Annotated in this window: 17 protein-coding genes; 6 read left to right on the top strand and 11 right to left on the bottom strand. The window is 34.5% G+C overall.

Features of this window, described 5'->3' with window-relative positions; translation table 11 throughout:
• Positions 1-15 precede the first annotated feature (15 nt).
• The 4 genes from PGQ33_RS13080 to PGQ33_RS13065 are packed head-to-tail and all read right to left on the bottom strand — an operon-like array spanning position 16 to position 4,754.
• Positions 16-423, bottom strand: a complete 408-nt coding sequence (locus tag PGQ33_RS13080; protein WP_117592877.1) for a DUF6262 family protein — start codon at positions 421-423, stop codon at positions 16-18.
• Complete coding sequence (locus tag PGQ33_RS13075) at positions 407-1,915, bottom strand: tyrosine-type recombinase/integrase (RefSeq protein WP_225877012.1); 1,509 nt, start codon at positions 1,913-1,915, stop codon at positions 407-409. Before PGQ33_RS13075 ends, PGQ33_RS13080 begins: the two co-directional genes overlap by 17 nt.
• Positions 1,902-3,632, bottom strand: coding sequence for a tyrosine-type recombinase/integrase (locus PGQ33_RS13070; protein WP_118213164.1), 1,731 nt, complete (start codon positions 3,630-3,632; stop codon positions 1,902-1,904). The genes PGQ33_RS13075 and PGQ33_RS13070 overlap by 14 nt, the downstream gene beginning before the upstream one ends.
• A gap of 18 nt (positions 3,633-3,650) precedes the next feature.
• Positions 3,651-4,754, bottom strand: coding sequence for a tyrosine-type recombinase/integrase (locus PGQ33_RS13065; RefSeq protein WP_117699384.1), 1,104 nt, complete (start codon positions 4,752-4,754; stop codon positions 3,651-3,653).
• Between the two features lie 240 nt (positions 4,755-4,994).
• Between PGQ33_RS13065 and PGQ33_RS13060 the strand changes: the two genes are divergently transcribed.
• The gene (locus PGQ33_RS13060) at positions 4,995-5,792 is read left to right on the top strand and encodes a helix-turn-helix domain-containing protein (protein ID WP_055219104.1); all 798 of its coding nucleotides are present in this window, start codon (positions 4,995-4,997) and stop codon (positions 5,790-5,792) included.
• A 424-nt stretch (positions 5,793-6,216) separates the two neighbouring features.
• On the opposite strand, the gene PGQ33_RS13055 is transcribed toward PGQ33_RS13060, so the two are convergent.
• The 7 genes from PGQ33_RS13055 to PGQ33_RS13025 all read right to left on the bottom strand — a co-directional run bounded on the left by PGQ33_RS13055 (position 6,217) and on the right by PGQ33_RS13025 (position 12,999).
• Positions 6,217-6,735: a ClbS/DfsB family four-helix bundle protein gene (locus tag PGQ33_RS13055; RefSeq protein ID WP_033126079.1), complete on the bottom strand. Its 519-nt coding sequence runs from the start codon at positions 6,733-6,735 to the stop codon at positions 6,217-6,219.
• A gap of 55 nt (positions 6,736-6,790) precedes the next feature.
• Entirely contained in the window at positions 6,791-7,393 is a 603-nt protein-coding gene (locus tag PGQ33_RS13050; protein WP_015514771.1) for a Type 1 glutamine amidotransferase-like domain-containing protein, read from the bottom strand.
• Between the two features lie 76 nt (positions 7,394-7,469).
• A complete protein-coding gene (locus PGQ33_RS13045) occupies positions 7,470-7,637 on the bottom strand; it encodes a transposon-encoded TnpW family protein (RefSeq protein ID WP_015513594.1) in 168 nt (55 codons plus the stop codon).
• 1,246 nt (positions 7,638-8,883) lie between these two features.
• Entirely contained in the window at positions 8,884-11,682 is a 2,799-nt protein-coding gene (locus PGQ33_RS13040; RefSeq protein ID WP_117592868.1) for a DNA methyltransferase, read from the bottom strand.
• A gap of 110 nt (positions 11,683-11,792) precedes the next feature.
• Entirely contained in the window at positions 11,793-12,281 is a 489-nt protein-coding gene (locus PGQ33_RS13035) for a chemotaxis protein CheY (RefSeq protein ID WP_117649579.1), read from the bottom strand.
• 57 nt (positions 12,282-12,338) lie between these two features.
• Positions 12,339-12,659 (bottom strand): helix-turn-helix domain-containing protein, encoded by a 321-nt coding sequence (locus PGQ33_RS13030; RefSeq protein ID WP_013976760.1) that lies wholly within the window; start codon positions 12,657-12,659, stop codon positions 12,339-12,341.
• 124 nt (positions 12,660-12,783) lie between these two features.
• Positions 12,784-12,999 (bottom strand): hypothetical protein, encoded by a 216-nt coding sequence (locus PGQ33_RS13025; protein WP_013976761.1) that lies wholly within the window; start codon positions 12,997-12,999, stop codon positions 12,784-12,786.
• 225 nt (positions 13,000-13,224) lie between these two features.
• On the opposite strand from PGQ33_RS13025, the gene PGQ33_RS13020 reads away from it, so the two are divergent.
• From PGQ33_RS13020 to PGQ33_RS13000, 5 genes are all read left to right on the top strand, one after another.
• The gene (locus PGQ33_RS13020; RefSeq protein WP_008374249.1) at positions 13,225-13,614 is read left to right on the top strand and encodes a helix-turn-helix domain-containing protein; all 390 of its coding nucleotides are present in this window, start codon (positions 13,225-13,227) and stop codon (positions 13,612-13,614) included.
• Positions 13,615-13,743: 129 nt separating this feature from the next.
• Positions 13,744-15,597: a recombinase family protein gene (locus PGQ33_RS13015; RefSeq protein ID WP_118213163.1), complete on the top strand. Its 1,854-nt coding sequence runs from the start codon at positions 13,744-13,746 to the stop codon at positions 15,595-15,597.
• Positions 15,594-16,382, top strand: a complete 789-nt coding sequence (locus PGQ33_RS13010) for a hypothetical protein (RefSeq protein ID WP_055145192.1) — start codon at positions 15,594-15,596, stop codon at positions 16,380-16,382. Before PGQ33_RS13015 ends, PGQ33_RS13010 begins: the two co-directional genes overlap by 4 nt.
• A complete protein-coding gene (locus tag PGQ33_RS13005; protein WP_044999283.1) occupies positions 16,342-16,758 on the top strand; it encodes a hypothetical protein in 417 nt (138 codons plus the stop codon). The genes PGQ33_RS13010 and PGQ33_RS13005 overlap by 41 nt, the downstream gene beginning before the upstream one ends.
• On the top strand, positions 16,745-17,665 hold the full coding sequence (locus PGQ33_RS13000; protein WP_117592863.1) for a hypothetical protein: 921 nt from the start codon (positions 16,745-16,747) through the stop codon (positions 17,663-17,665). The genes PGQ33_RS13005 and PGQ33_RS13000 overlap by 14 nt, the downstream gene beginning before the upstream one ends.

Raw genomic sequence — 17,665 nt, 5'->3', positions numbered from 1 at the left:
ATTCTCCTTTTCTTCCTATAATTGGTCGTACATCTTCAACAGTGTTCCCTTTTTCATTTGACTATATTTCACTTGTAATTCTTCATATTTTTTCTGTAGATTCTCATATTCGTTTTTCGGAACACTATCGGATAATTTCTGTTCTAAACTCTTAATCCGTGCTTCCTGTGCTTTTGCAATAGCATCGCTTTTAGGATTTCGCAATATCATTCCCTGTTGTTTTTCCTTCAATTCCATCATGACCTGTTTCACATTCGGATTATTATAGAAAAAACCTCTGGAAAGTCCTGTTAATTTTGTAAGTTCAGCAACTGAAATTTTTATATTTTTTCTATACATTGTTTCAATAGCTGTTATTGCTGTTTCCGTCATTTCCGCACTTTTTTCTTTTGCCAGTGCTACCATTTTATCGTGTTTCTGCATTTTCCTTTTCCCTCCTGTATTGTGCTAATAATTCATTCATTTCATCTCGTACAGCCTTTGTATCCTCCGCTAATGCTTCGTTTCTTAACCGCCGATAATGTGGTATGGTTCGTGTATCCTTATGCCCCAACAGCCTTGCAATGCTATCATCATCTAATTTCATTTCTGTAAGTTTTACTCCAAAAGTGTGTCTAAAACGATGTGTACGAAACTCAAAATAATTTCCATTATCATCCCTGATATCATTTTCATAAATCATGATATTTACATGATATTTCAGCATTGAATCTGTATATAATTTCCCATTATCTTGCAAAAAAATATATTCTGAATCTGGATGGTCCTTTTCTGAAACTTCTATTGCTTTTCTAATCACTTCTGCCAGCTGATCGCTGACTGGTCTTTTGTATTTCCTTGTTTTATGCTGGAGAATAGTTATAAAATAATGCCCAGATTTCTCAGATAAGCAATCCCTTCGCAAAGTCAACGTATCCTCTATTCTTGTACCGAGCATCTGATGTATTATTAGACATCTTCCTAACTGGGGCTTTAATTTTGTTAATGCACTATTAAATCTCCTGATTTCTGCATCTGAATACGCTTCTGGCAAAGCGTTGTCATATGCTCTGCAATCACTGGACAGAAAAAGATTGCATAAATTTTCTATTTCCAGTTCCCGCCCAATTTCATCCAGCAGATTATCCAAAACCGACAGTTCTGTTGTGTAACTGACTGATGTAAGACCGGTATCCGTTTTTATATAAACCAGATAATCTTCTATCATATCCCTGCTAATTTCTGTAAAATGCTTTACTTCTGGAAACCGATCATACATAAATCTAGCAAACCGACGGAATCCACACAATTCGCCTTTTATACTACCCATTGCTTTTGTCTGGCAGTGGCTATACAATATTCTCTTTATTATCTCTTTAAATTCTCTCTGCCTAATCTCACGAAAATCTAATCTATATCTTCCACGAATCGGATTACTCCTTGGCACAATATCCAGCTTTCTCATATCCCATACATCTTTTTCATTTTCTGGAATATCTGCTGTTTTACACTTCACAACATACTCATAATACATTTTCAGAAAAGAAACCTGAGCGCTATTTTGTTGCTCAACATTCCGCCTATCCGGTCTATTTCTTCTAACGTACAGCGCCAATCCTTTTTTATATAAAAATGCTTTATAGCTTCTCTCCAGTTCTTCCCATTTTTTATCAGTAATGCTGCTACAGCTTGTACACTTCTCATTCAGAAATTCTTTCAACAGATCAAATCTGTAAATATCATTTACGGCTGTTGATAATGATAAACGTCTACATCTATCATCGATATACCCATAAATCTCATCCTGTATCTTTTCATTACGAATCTCTGATATGTAGTACACCCTGTTTTCCTTCCATTTCAGCCCAGCCAACTGTTTTTCTGTAGCTTGTTGATAACAGTCATAAGAAATCAAATTAATATTACCTTTCATCATCTTCTACTCCTTTCAATTTAAATGACTGATTTCTTGAAAAATATTTATCTTCAGCCGATACAATACGTTCCGGCATGAAATCAATGTACTGTTTTGTCATATTCTCACTTGAATGTCCCAGATAATCTCGTACCCCTTGTATAGAAACTCCATTTCCGTACATTGAAGTTGCAAGGTTATGTCTGTAATCGTGTGCTCTAAAGATATAATCTCCACAGGCAATCCCACGAGCCTTACACTCCCGAATCATCTGATTTGAAAATGTCTGTCCATTAAATGCACCACCTTTTTTATTTTTGAATAAATACTCCCCATTTTTTATTCCGTACTTTTTTTCATAATCGTTCACCAGTCCAACCAATAAACTCGGAACAGGAATGACTTTTTCCCTCCGCATTTTGCTTTGATATATGCGCATCCAATTCTCATTGCCTTGTGAATAAAAGGCTCCCGATTTTATTGTACAAACCTCGCTTTTCCTAATTCCTGTGCAAAACAAAATCAAATACATCAACTGTAAATGCTCTGGGAATGCCGGCAACTCCTTAATCAGATGAGCAATTGTTTTTTCTGGAACACTTCTTTCGTTGTGTTCTGGAAAACCTTTTTTTAAAAATCGTTCCGGATAAAACTTCAACACTTCAATATTTTTCATTTTCAAAAACTGTAGAAATGTATGTATATGAGTTATATATCGGTTAAACGTGGAATATTTAATATCGGACACATCCAAAATAGATACATAATCCGCTATATCTTGTATCTCCAGTTCAGTTACTTTCTTACTCTGTCCATCCAGATATTTTAAAAATTGTGAAATAAAACTTATTGTATTTCGGATATTTGATAAAGACAGATCAGATATCCCAACTAAATATTTTGCGTATAATTGTAAATACCAACGATTTTCTTTTTCGTAAATATTAATAAATGAAAGACTTTTAACAGGTGAACTGGCATTGATTCTTGATTTATCAAACTGAAACCTATCCATATACCAGATACATGCTTGCCAATTTATCTCTGAATCTGTTAGAAATAACGTTCTTCTCGCAAACTCAACAATCTTAGAAGCCTGTTTTTTTATAATTTCTGACTCCTTGTTTAAATACAGATAAAATCTGTTTTCATCTGCCTGTTCCATTTCTTCAATATCATCTATTCCGTACTTATCGCAAAACCGTACAAGTGCTTTTAATGGTTCTAAAAAATATCTTCGATGTCTTTGTACCTTATCCATATTCAGAATTTCACACAGCAATATTTTTGTCTGTCGCACCAACTGTGATGAATGTATCCTCGTTAAGTCCCATAACAAATCATTCTTATCGACCACCTGACGGAAAGATTGTGCTTTCTTCTTATTGGGGACATACAGCAAAAACAATTTGTCTTGCTTAAAAAACTCCTGTTCTACAGAGAAGGGCTTTCCTTGTGAATAGACATCCGGCATATTTTCTATTTTTAAACGATCAAATAAGCTCAGTAATTCCGCTTTATATTTTTCTGAAATATCCTCTTTTTCAAGAGAATCCATATACATTTTTCTCGTTTCATAGTTAATATCTGCAGTACACTGTATATCTGTATACTGAAAAAATTTGTATAACCGGTTATAGTATTTTGCTTCTCCAGTCGTAACTAAAGATATTTCTTCCTTTAATTTTTCAGATATTTTTTCCTGATATAACTTCGGAACAATTTTTAATACTGCCAAGGTAATCCCTCCTTCCTTTTACAGAAAATCTGCAATTTGGTATAAATCTTCATTATTTAAGTAGTATTGATCTGTCGCTTCTATCAATCGTTCATTATTTTCACCCAAGTATTTAATGGTAGTTTCAACTTTCTTATGCCCCAAGGCAAAACGAATGTCATTCAAATCCCATCCTTCTTTTCTTCTTTCCTCCGCAAAATAGTGTCGGAGCTGATGCGGATGGGAATTGATATCCGTTTTTTTGGATAGCCTTTTCAACATGCTATACACAGAATCCGCATCTAATGGCTCTCCTTTGTTTTTTCCAGTTAATTTTGTAAATAGATACTCCGAGTTCATCAGACTTTTTCGATTATCAGAAATGTACTTAACCAAGAACTCAAAAGTTGTATTACTTAACAAAGCCATTCTATATTCTGCATTTTTTGCTCTTGCCAAGTTGGTATTAGATTCACGATACCTTACCCAAACCGTCCTTCTTTCAAAATCAATATCTTCGGTATAATGGATTCCTAGAATTTCCCCTAATCTAAGACCGGTTTCTGCCATCATTGCTATCAGCAATAGATCTCTATCATTCGTACAGGCATTTATCAGCTCCTGTATTTCTTCGGATGTTATTTCTTCCAGATTAGATTCTTCTTCTTTGAAGAAACCTTTAAACGAATTCACTGCATTTTGATGATTTACTCCCATACTGTCAAAATATGATACTTTTTTTACTCGTAAGACTTTAAGCATTGGCAAGACATCTTCCAGTGCCAAAAACTGGTAGTATCTGAAGACTGCACCAAGATACATATTGCAGGTCTTATTGCTCGTCTGTGTTTTATGCTCAGTATGCTTTCCACTCTTAACCCAATACAAGAAATCAATAAAATGTTTATTCTGCTCTGAATAGGATAGCAATGTAATCTCATCCAATCCTATCGTTTGCTCCTGCAGATAATTGTAATAATATGAAAGTGCGAAGGCTGCGGATTTTACAGTATTCGGAGAAGCATTAATCTGATCCAGATGCTTCAAATACTTTGATGGAAGGATTTCAATTTCTTCAATATCAGAAATAATCAAAAAACGTGGTCTATTATCTTTCAAAACCGAAACAACCCTATATTTCAATCCACAGCCCTCCTTCCTTTCTTTTCGATTTGTTTGACTTCTTTGACTTCTTGATTTACATTATACACAAAGATATCAAAATGTCAATTACGTTTTTGACTTCTTTGACTTTTAAAGGAATATCAATAAAGCATTTTTTGATTTCTTTATGTTTTAAATTGATTTTTAGGGATATAATTGATAAGATAAACTACAAGAAGTCAATTTATACAAAGTCAAAGAAGTCAAGAGGAGATTTGAATGAACGAATTTATATCAAATTCAGGCACACTAATAAATCCTGACAGCGTTTACGATCAGGAAAGATTCATCAATATACTTCAAATCATTTTACAGAAAAAAACACAAAAAGAATTATCTGAACAAACAGGCTTAAATAATGCAACCATTTCACGAATGCTCAACGGTGCCCGATCTGGAAGACCATATAAAAGCACTATTGATAAAATTGCAAAAGCCATTGATGATCCAGAACTTATCCAAGAATTATATGATGCAACGGGATATTCTTCTAAGAAAATACGGGAACGGAAAAAGATAATTGCAGACAATGGATTTTCTCTGGATCTCTCTACTGTTCAGGTGCATGAAAAATTTTTTTCTACCTTAATGCGTGGACTTTCCATGATGACAAGTCTGCATAAAGTTGAATGGACAATAAAATCCGGAACACCCAGATCATACGATTATTTAATTGAATTAAAAGAGGGAAATATAGATTATTGGTATATTAGATATGTAGATAGAATTACTTCTGATGAAGAAAGAAAAAAAGCCTTAACTGCCATTTATGGAGAATTTGCAAAATTGAAATTGGGCGGAAAAATCAAAGTTTCTTGCGCCACTCCTTCTTACGAAGATTATGATTATTTTGTTACAATTCCACCATACCAATTAAATACAAATGCTTCAATTATATATTTTGATTCTGAACTCGAAAGATTTGCAGACGAAACCTTTTTAGAGACAGCTTTACCACTTAAAGAAAATATTCCTGTTAAGGATTTTTGTAATCTTACCGAATCACTGATACTATAACTTTTTGATTTTATCACAGAGAGAGTTGCTTATGGCTCTCTCTTTTTTTAACGCTTCCTCCTCCCATATTCTAACTCATTATGGCAAATCATTTTCTAAAGCAAGTATCGCCTAGAGTAACTCAAAATCCCATTTCTGGATTATAATTCTCTGACGAACTTAATGGAGATTACGATTCCCCATACCCTCAATATCACAAAATATCAAATTTTGCTATTAGCTCATAATAAATTTTCGCAGCTATCTGTTTTTGCACTCATAGTTACCAAAAGCTTTTTATAACCATCTGCTTCTACCAGTAACAAAATGTCAATAGTTTTTTAATCACTTTTTCAAAAAAGGCAAAAAAATAGAACGTATAGATTATTTCCATACGCTCTATCTCACATTTCATATTAAATTTTTGAATTCTACAAACTGGAAGTTATAGTGCAATCTTTTTCCATTTTCTAATCTTGGTTCTAAAGGTTCCGAACGGAGCAACTGTATTAACATGTATGAATTTGTATACTTCCCAGACAGCTGTTTTAGTTGCTTCGTCAGCCCATTTTCTCATATGTGGTTTAAATAATTCTTCATCACTCAGAGAATCAATCATTGCATAAATAGAGTTGATATTCTCATTCAATCTGTCTTTCAATTCTTGCAGTGACAGCTGAGCATATGTATCTGTGAACCATTGATATAATTCGCCAAGCTGATTCCACTTAAAATTATCCGAAGGAGTTTTGACAGGAATACCCTTTCTTTCGTCTGATTCCCATTTAATAACAAGAGTTGTCCAGCCAACCTGATAAGCAAGATTTTCTGCCGGAGTTCGATCGACCTCATCAATTCTCTTATCTTTTAAATGCTCCGGAATATCATTAAATTCTGAAATATACTTTGCAAAGCTTTTATTTATCTCGTTTTTAAGCTCGTCTTTATTCTCATATGTTCTCAATAGTCTATCTCCTCAGTTTCCGATTTTCCAGTTTCAAAAAAAAGGATTTTTCAAATTAGTCTTTGCAAATAACCTTTGAACCTTCACCATCAATTACAATTCCCTGATGGTTGTTAATAGGGCATAGATTCAAATCCGAAAACTCAGTCATTATTTTCTCGGTAACTTTCTTAAATGGTGCTGTAAGATAATGCGGAAGAACATAGAAATCAATCAAATCAAGCCCTGCATCATCTTCTTGTGAGTAGTCCTCCGGCTTTTCATCCATTTGCTCGATATATTGGATGCTTGGAGCGCATATAATTGCGCCTGCCGACTCGCCGATCATCAATTTTCCATTTACCAATTCCTTTTTCAGCAACCCATCAGTTCTTGTTTTACGGAGTTGGTCCATAAGAAAGAAAGAATTTCCGCCGGTAAAATATATCACATCTGCATCTTCAAAAACAGACTGTATCGTTGAATAAGCCTCCGTTGAAATATCAATTTCAGTTACGATTGCTCCCAACTTTTTGAATAATTTTCGAGCCGAGCCGACATAACCGGTGTAGCCTTCACGCAACGAAGCTGTTGGAATAAATGCGACTTTCTTATTTTCAATTTCTTCTTTTATCAGACTTCCTACACTTGAAAAGTGCGAACATAAAAATAGTTTCATCAATATTCTCCTTTATAAATACCGATTTGTTACTCACATGATATCATATTTTTTCTTCAATTACATCCACCTAATTTTAATATACTGCCTGTCGACTTGCTTCTGTAACCAGCATCCGGTTAATCTTCTCCTGCATTGTTTCCTTTGCATTTTCATTGAAATGATAACGGACAACATAGACTGTCTGCCCGATTTTCTTTGTAAATGTGTTACCCTCTGTTTTTGTATTCATCATTTTTTCCATAATCATTTTTCCTTTCTTTTGGAGCCCCAGCAGAGAGTCATTCCATTGGTCTCTGTCAGAACATTATTCTTTAAATCAGGCCCAAAATGGGCACTTCCAGTTTCACAGGCTACCTATATATAGCCTTTTCATTTTTGCTTGAAAAAAGCCTTGTGATCACAGCACTTTTTTAACGTAAAAAGCGTTTTAATATGATACAGCCAACGACAAGAAGCATATCTAACAAATATCATTGTCTATCACTTCTGTTTTCTCTGCCGATATCTCTCTGGTTAATGCCTAATAATCTTCCCTGCCAGACAAGACGATAAGTACAGCGTTTGCTTCTATCGTGTTTCCAAATACTTTCTTCCATCATACGATGGTTCTTCATCAAGTTCCAGTCCGTGACGTTTACAGATATCTAAAAACATTGTCCGGCAGGCAGAATCGGCTGCAAATTCAAAATTTTATTATTCAAAATAAATAAAAATGGATTCCACCAAAATACCCATCACCAAAAATGTACCGGACACTTCTATTCATTATATTTGCACCAACAACTTGAAGTTATCTTCCTGCTTACGACTTTCCAACAACATAAACTCCAAATATCATTTTGATAATATAAAGATACTTCTTTCTTACCCCAGAGCAAGATCCACCTGTGTTTAACAATATTGTCTTTCCGACAAATGTTCTTTCATCAAGTTTTTATCTTGCTGGGGATTCCCCAAACCCATTCTTTCTATTTATGCCGAGGTTACTGTACACATTAGAGCAAGATCCACCCCGGTAATACCATATCGCTATTTTAGCAATACGGCATTTTTCGGATGTTGGAATCTTGCTGAGGATTGTGCTCCCCAGTTCCTCACATTCAGCATAAATATATAATTGGTTCCTCGAATTTCTTCGGTCACAGCACAGGGAGAAAAAATAGGCTAAACAGCCCTATATCCCTGTGAAATCACCATGTGATTAAAAAATAGCAAGGACAGGAAGTGTGGATACACTTCCGCAAAATTGCCAATTTCGGAGCCATATCCAAAATTGAAAAATACATAAAAATCAAAAATCCGAAACCTTACTCGATATCCAAATTTATAATTTTTACAGATTACAAAAAAACCAATATGAAAATTTTACAAATTTTGTAACACATGTAAAATTCCCATATTGGTTTTCATTCATCTTTTATGGATTTGGAATATTCTATGTTTTCAAATATTTTACTTTGAGCAAAAAACAGCTCTATAAACTTTTATCATTGCATTTTCTGGTATAATTTCATCAACTCTCCCACACAATCTGCTTCCGTCATTTTTGTACTAAAGCCATACGCAGCCATAACAGCTTTATCATTTGCAGTATGTGCTCGTCGTAACTCGGCTGGCATTGTTAAAGGATCATATAAAGCCGCAAGATTACTACTAGGATATAATGTTCTTGCTTTCAAAATTTCCTGTGCCGATTTTTCAATTTGTTCCCGATTCTTCTCCGTTACTACAGGCCACGGAAAATTGTTATACACTATTGTGTTTGAATAACTATAATCACTTTTTAATCTTCCACACACTGCTCGCATCCATGCCATGTGAACATTCGACATCAATACACCAAATTCATAAAATGATGCATTGGGCATAGTGAATAATTTGTCTCCCGGAATAATTTCACCATCTAAATAATCCATTGGAATATATCTACGATTCTGAGAAGAAACTTTGGGAATCGCAATATATTGATTTTTATGTTCAAGTATTGATGCAAATAAAGTTGGATTCTCAGCCGCTTTTTTTGTGTTCGCTCTTGTACTACTAAGTCTAAATTCACGTACTTTATTCACTCGTTCTAATATCATCGGACATTTTTTTAATAATCCAGGATCAGCTCCAACAAGCCAAATACAATATCTCGGCTTTCGATCAATAAAATCTTTTCCCATCATATAATGTCTAAAAAACGGAGAAGCCTGTGGTTCTTTTTCCAAAAACTCTTCCTTTTCCTCTTCCGTCAATATTAAAAATCCACCATCAATTGCTTGCCCACCTAATGCTATTTCAGGAACATTACACAATGGTTTCATTCTTTTTTCAATGAATATATTTTCTGCATCAAGCAAATATCCATTAATATTATTCGCCGGAATTGCGTTCTCACCTGAATAAATTATTTTCTGCTTATTATTTACAGCTCTGCTAAAGCCAACAATTACACAATGAACATGCGCTTTTATTGACGCTTCACTATCCCATATAAATGTTCTGTATGCAAAATCAATGTGTACACCTGATTCAAAAAGCGGTTTCCAGAGAATCGAAACACTTTCTCCCTGTGTAATTGAATTAGTTGATACCAATGCTGCTCTGATATTATAATTTCCCATATAGTCAGCCGCTTTTTTATACCAGCAACTAACATAATCAAGATTTCCTATACTCTTCCATCCTTCAAATATCTTCTCAACATCTTCCTTCTGCTCCGACGCCATCCAACGTGCTCCTACAAATGGCGGATTTCCCATTATAAACGATAATTTTTCTGCAGGAATTACATCATTCCAATCAATTCTTAATGCATTTCCTTCTGTAATATTTACATATGTCTTTAAAGGAAGAAAATCGTCATTAAATCCATACACAATATTTTTCGTTTCTTCCAACATTTGAGATTCTGCAATCCATAAAGCCGTTTTCGCAACTGTAACTGCAAAATCGTTAATCTCTATTCCATAAAATTGCTGAATAGAAACTCTAATTGGATTATTTACCTCTACCAATGTCATTTGTCCGCCAACTTTTTCCTTTATCACCTCATTCTCCAAACGACGAAGCGACAGGTATGTTTCTGTAAGGAAATTTCCGGAACCACACGCAGGATCAAAAAATGTAAGTGATGCCAATTTATTTTGGAATTCTTCCAATTTTTTATCTCTGGTACGCTTCACTTGAATTGCTCTAATACTATCAAATTCCTTCTGCAAATCTTCCAAAAAAAGAGGACTAATAACTTTATGAATATTTTCAATAGATGTATAATGCATTCCTCCCGAACGTCTGGTCTCAGGATTTAATGTAGATTCAAATACCGCTCCAAATATAGTTGGAGAAATATCACTCCAGTCAAAATCTTCTGACGCTTTTGTAAGAAGTAATTCTTTAATTTTCTCTGTAAAAGGTGGTATCTCAATAGTTTCATCAGCAAATAACCCACCATTTACATACGGGAACTGAGCAAGTTCTTCCTCTAAATACTCGTCTCGCTCTGATACAGGTGTATCCAATATCTTAAATAATTCTATTATAGCTCTCCGGCAATCCTTTACTTCATATGTTTCCAAATAATCATGGAACATATTTCTCTTTCCAAAAATACCAGCATCTTCTGCATACAAGCAAAAAACAATTCGCACACATAAAGCATTCAGGCTCTTTAGTTTATGCTCTCTTTTTTCTCTCTGCTCAAGTGTTTCATCCTTTTCCTTAATATCTGGTATACGATATTGTTTTAAAAACGCATCATAAATAAGCCCAACAATACCTCCTGCTTTTATTGATACTTCCATTTCATGCGATATTGTCTTTACTTCCTTTTTCACCAAGAAGTCCAACAATGGATATTTGCTTTGTAATTCATCTAAAGCAATCTTTGTCGGTTCTGGCTGTTTCTGGTTCATATCATAAATCCAAATTTCAGCAAAATTTGACGTAACAATCCACCGAGCTCTTTCATCAAAAGTCAGCTTTCCATTATATCTGTCTGCCTGTTCAAATGGAGTAAGATCAACATCTCCTGAATTCCTGATTTTCTGATCCAATGCTTTTCCAAGACTCTTCTGTTCAATAATTACTCGTGTTTCAGGAATATACACATCAATACGTTTTGTATTTCCATCAATTACAACTTTCTTTTCAAAGTTCAAACGTTCTGTCACATTATCCATTCCCAAAACATTCGTCAATAAATCAATCCAATAAGAACGTCCATCTTCATCTTCTTTCCCTTTTCCCATCCATCGGTTTACAAATTGACGGGCAGCCTCTCTTTGTTCTGCATCTGTCATGCTTTTTTCCTCCTAAATAATCGTGCATTCACAAATCTTTCTCCGACTATTTTTACATATCATATCCACAGTATATCATAAAATTATTACAGAACAGCATTCATATATCATTATTTGTATTGTGTCTGCACACAAGGAACTTCTACCGCCAAATCATAATAATATTGATACATGATCATGTTATCTTTTGCTTCTATATACACTCTCTGAGCTTCTTTCAGCAAGTTATTCCAAATATCTTTCCATTCACTAGGAGCCGAATCTAAAAACCACATATTATTAAATGACATTTCTATCGTCCCCCATAAATCATCTTCTTTACGCTCAGTTTTTATATTCATCTGCATATTTCGTGCAATTTCCAATGCATCTTTTTGTAAAAAAGTGAATTTCACTACTTTTTGAGGATCTGGAACTTTCTTAAAACGACGCATATGAGCTTCTGCCTTTTTAATAATTGTTTCCAATTGTTCATCATGCCATTTTTTATCCTCTAGTATCTCTTCTTCTGACATTTGCGCTTTTTCTTCATTAATTTCTCTTTGCATTTCTTCCAATTCATGCTGTGCAATATCATAATATTTCTTTTCAATCACCATAATCTCTCAACTCCATAAAAAAAGAAACAGTCAACATTTTCGTTACAACTGTTTCCTTTATTTTTGAAGTCCCCGGAGCATTTGTATCACTACATTCTGTTCTTTTTCATCAAGATTATTCCAAATATTCAGAACCTCTTGTTGTGATTCTGATAAGCTTACTGGAACATCCATTCCGGCAAAGAATTGTGCCATTGTTACTCCCAGTGCATCACATATCTTTTCTACAGTAGGCATAGTTGGTAAACTTTCTTTAGCAATAATTTTTCCAATCGAAGATTGAGATATACCAGTCAATTGTGACAGCCGATATTTACTCATATCACGTTTTTTACATAAAGCTATAATATTGTCCGCAATATAATCCTCTGTACGCAAGTAAATACACCTCTTTCCGATAGTAGTTACCTTAATTGTAACTAGAAATCCGCAAAATTATTAGAGATGTATCTTACAAGTATTTACTAAGGGAAACAGTAGTATTAAAACAAAAAAAATAGAACTATATAAAGTTGTATTCCATTAATGTCAGCTTATTATCTAAATGCTCATATTCTCTTTGTATTTCTTCAATTTTATCATATAGTTTCAGCACTGTCGAACCCTTTATCATTTTATTCTCTTGGCACATCTGCCGGAATTTTTCTTTGTACTCCCGCAGTACTCTTCCTTTTTCCTCTAATTCCTCCAGTGTTTTGATTTCCTCTTTATCTGCCATGTATTTTCCTCCCAGACATAATTTTTAATACATAAATGATAACCCTTTTTTCGCTGTTGTTCAATTACAACTTATCGCCTTTTTCTCCCATCAATCGACAATCTTCTTTTTGCTATATACATATGATATACTTCTCTTTATACAACTAATTGCTGTTGTATAGCTCACCATTTTTTCTATCTACAACACAAGAAAGTCAAGTTGTGATGGAAAGGAGGTGAGGACATGGAAATAAATTATGCACTTATAGGCAAACGTATAAGAGAAACCCGCAAACAACGAGGATTATCTGCCGAGGAGCTGGCTGAAATTGCTGATCTTTCTACTGTTTATATAAGCTATATTGAAAATGCCAAGCGTAAACCCAGTTTAGAATCTTTAATCAAAATTAGCAACGCACTTGAAATTACTATTGATGAATTACTCTATGGGAACTTGTTATACAATCCTACGGAATATCAAACTGACATTGATTTATTAATGGCAGATTGTACCAGCACTGAAAAACGTTACATATTCGAGGTTCTTTCAGCCATAAAAAACATTTTACGAATCAATGATTGGCATCTATCCTCAAAACACAATTACGATGCTGATAACCCGAATGATTATTAAATCATTCAATAACAATCAAATATCTATTTCTACATAAACCATCCGTTAATCACTTAACCGATGGTTTATGTCTTTTTCAATCCAAAAATTCTATGATAGTTATATCAACTATAAAGGATGTCGCTATTGATGAAAGAAAGTGAAGAACGAAGCAGTAATATTGATGAACAGAAAGCCAGAATCCGGCAAAGATACAAAGGTATTGATCCAGAAGAACTGGAAGTAATTCCGGCACTTCCACCAGAGGATATTTTTAAAACAGAAAAAAAACTACGAGTAGCTGTATATGCAAGGGTATCTACGGATGATCCACGCCAAACATCCTCATATGAATTACAGAAAAATCATTATCAGGATGTAGTAAATAAAAATCCGAATTGGATGCTTGTAGAAATATATGCCGACGAAGGCATTTCCGGCACTTCGCTTCAACATAGAGATGCATTCAAAAAAATGATTGAAGATTGTGAAGGCGGAAAAATTGATTTAATCATAACAAAAAGTGTATCCCGATTTGCAAGAAACGTTGTTGACTGTATCCGATATGTACGAGAGCTTTCTTCACTCCGTCCACCCGTCGGTGTATTTTTTGAAACAGAGCATTTAAATACTCTTGATCCCAAAAGCGAAATGATTCTGTCATTCATGTCAACACTTGCGCAGGAAGAAAGTCATACCAAAAGTGAAATTATGAATTCTTCCATTGAAATGCGTTTTCGTCGGGGAATATTCCTTACACCTCCTCTGCTCGGATATGACCAAGACGAAAATGGAGATCTTGTAATCAATCCACATGAAGCTAAAATTGTGCAGCTTATTTTTTATATGTATCTTAATGGAAGTAGTACTCAACAAATTGCTGATTCTTTGACAGAACTCGGTTGTAAAACAAAAAAGAATAATGATGTCTGGTCATCCAGTACCATACTACAAATCCTTCAAAATGAACGCCATTGTGGGGATGTTCTGGCGAGAAAAACATGGACTCCGAATTATCTTGACCATAAATCAAGGAAAAACAATCAAGACCGTAATCAATACAGAAAAGTCGGACATCATGAAGCTATTATCTCCCGAGATGATTTCATAGCTGTTCAAAAATTAATTACAAATGCGAAATATGGAAATAAAGAGATTTTACCAGAATTACATGTGATACAAGAAGGCTCTCTAAGTGGATTTATAAGCATTAATCCAAGATGGTCTGGATTTAAATCCAGAGACTACTTTGAAGCATCTCAAAGCGTCCTTAAACCGGCAAATATGAATGCACCTGATACAATTACTGCTTCCGCCGGTTCCTTCGATTTAAGAGACTATGAAGTTGCTAGAGGACAATTTTTCTCCTCGGTTGGTCGGATTTCTGTTTCTTTTTCATATAAACAGATCTCTTTTAACAAAGATGCTATACGGAAATTTCCAAACATAAAATTTGTCGAAATGCTAATACACCCGAGCTCAAAACTACTTGCTATTCGACCATGTTCCTCTGAAACAAAAAATAAAGTGCAGTGGTCACGTCTCAAAGATGGTCAACTTATTCCAAAACCAATTTCCGGTGCTGCATTTTTGCCAACATTATACGAGATATTTAAGTGGGACAAAAAATGCAAATATAGAATATTAGGAGTTGCCCACCAAAAAGACAATGAAAATGTCCTTATTTTCAACATGGACGATACAGAAATACGAATCCCGACAAGTACCAACGAAGTATCCGCCCCCAATAACAACACGCCTGATACAATATCTGATTCTAAGAGTGTGTTAGCTTATCCTGCCGACTGGATGAATAGCTTCGGTAATAATTACTATACTCAGTCTCAAGCGCCAGAATTAACAGAATTTACAGTGGACAAAAACTGGCAAACTGCTTCAGAAAGTAAACCTTATAAAGAACCCGAGCTACAAACCACTCCCAAAGAAACCATTATACAAAATATAAAGAATATTATTACAGAAATTAAAGGAGACACCCAATGAGCGAGCAACCTATAAATCAATGGAATATGACTACAGAACCTTCTGATATGATGAAAATCAACACACCTATGCCAATAACAGTCGCACCCAGCCCCTCAAATCAAATGGAAGTCATTGACGATGATTCTTTCAGCTATGACGGTTATCAAGTTGTACGTGGCGAATTCTTCGCTCATATTTACGAACCTTCGTTTACGTTTAATAACTACAAGGTATCTGTAAATACCGCCTGCATAAAAAAGCTACCCGATGTCGAATATGTGCAAATATTAGTCAATCCCATTGAAAAAAAACTGGCTGTCCGTCCCTGTCGAGAAGAAGAAAAAGACTCTTTTCGTTGGTGTTCCTCTGGAAAAAAGCGTTCGCCAAAACAAATCACCTGTCGAATTTTCTTTGCTAAAGTGATATCTCTCATGGATTGGAATCCTAATTATCGGTACAAGATTCTCGGCAAATTAATTCGTTCTGGCAATGAAATACTGTTCATTTTCGATTTAACTTCACCTGAAATATTTCCTCGTACACTAAAAGACAATGGAACTGTAACCACTGCTAGGACACCTTCTTATCCTGAAGAATGGAAGAATCAATTCGGTATTCCAGTGGAAGAACATCAGAAATCAATGCAAGTCAATATATTTGAAGGCTACGCAGTATTTGACATACAAGAAAAGAAGAAGGCAACTGATAAATCCATAGAAAAAGCAAAAGAACCATCAACAGCAGAAAGTGAGGAAAAATCCTATGAACAACAAACACTCTTCCCATCCACTAATATGTATTGACTTTAAAAAGAATCGTATACGAATCCACCGCAATACACTCCGTCAAATTGGTAACCCAGAATATATTCAACTTCTTGTTAATCCTGATCAAAAAATGATAGGTATAAAGGCTAGTTGTGCAGAGGATAAATTGGCACATAAAGTTAAGGATTATTTTGTCATCAATGGTAACAGTTATGAATTGTACAGCCGAGAATTACTATATTCACTTTCCCAGCTTAACCTTTCTTGGGAGAAATTTAACATTTTTCGTTTAGAAGGCAATATTTACCCAGATAAGAAAATAGCTCTATTTTCCATGGATAACATCATCACAAAACTGCCACAAACAGAATTCAAATCAGAAATAATGGGAGATGAGTATGCGCAATTATAGTATATATACATTAAAAACAAAACTAGAATTCACCAATTTGTATCAATATCTCAGTGAAAAAGATTATAAACAACTTGAGCAACAGATATTATGTCATTCCTATCACACCCCCATCTGCACATGGAATGGTATTGTCATTAATGGTATAGAAGCATATGAATTATTTCGTAAACACAGTATTCCTTTCCGAATAAAAAGACTCCATTTTTCCAGTAAAGAAGATGTAATTTCATGGATATGTACTGACCAACTTAAACGAGAGGATTTAACCAATATCAATAAAAAATACCTGATTGGGAAAAAATATGATGCTGAAAAAATTTTAGTTTCAAGACAACTTTCATCTACGAATAAATCTCATATTTCCGGTGCAAGCATCGCAGCAAAAAAAATATCCGAAGAATGTAATGTAGCAATGGCTACCGTTTACAAATATTCTGCTTACAGTAGTGCACTAGATATAATTGATGAAAAAGTTCCGGATCTTGTCAAACGAGTTCGTTCTGGTCAGCTTTGGATTTCCCAAGCTAATATTATTGAACTTTCAGGATTATCAAAAGAGCAGCTTTTAAGTCTAAATAACTACCTTCTTGCCGAAAAGATAGAACATCTCAGTTATCATGATATGAAAAGGGAATTACTGTGGAATAATTACGCCAAACCGATATTAAAGAAAGAATCTTCCGTTTCTATTCCATCTATACGCAATCTGCCACAATTTGATCCAGATGCGGAAATTGCAAGTCTTACGTTGACGATTCCCTCATGGAACAGTTCTATCGAAAGAGTATTAAAAGTTTCAGATTTTAAAATTGCATCTGATACAGCAAAATATAAGCTTAAATATCAGCTTATGTGCCTAATATCAACCACAAATAATATTTTGAAAAAATTGGAGGAAATATAA

This window comes from Coprococcus sp. AM100_B19A, assembly GCF_027662015.1.
In the GTDB taxonomy this organism is placed as follows: Bacteria; Bacillota; Clostridia; order Lachnospirales; family Lachnospiraceae; genus Allocoprococcus; species Allocoprococcus comes.
Note: the sequence above shows the minus strand (reverse complement) of the source record. Positions and strands in the feature narration are given on the sequence as shown.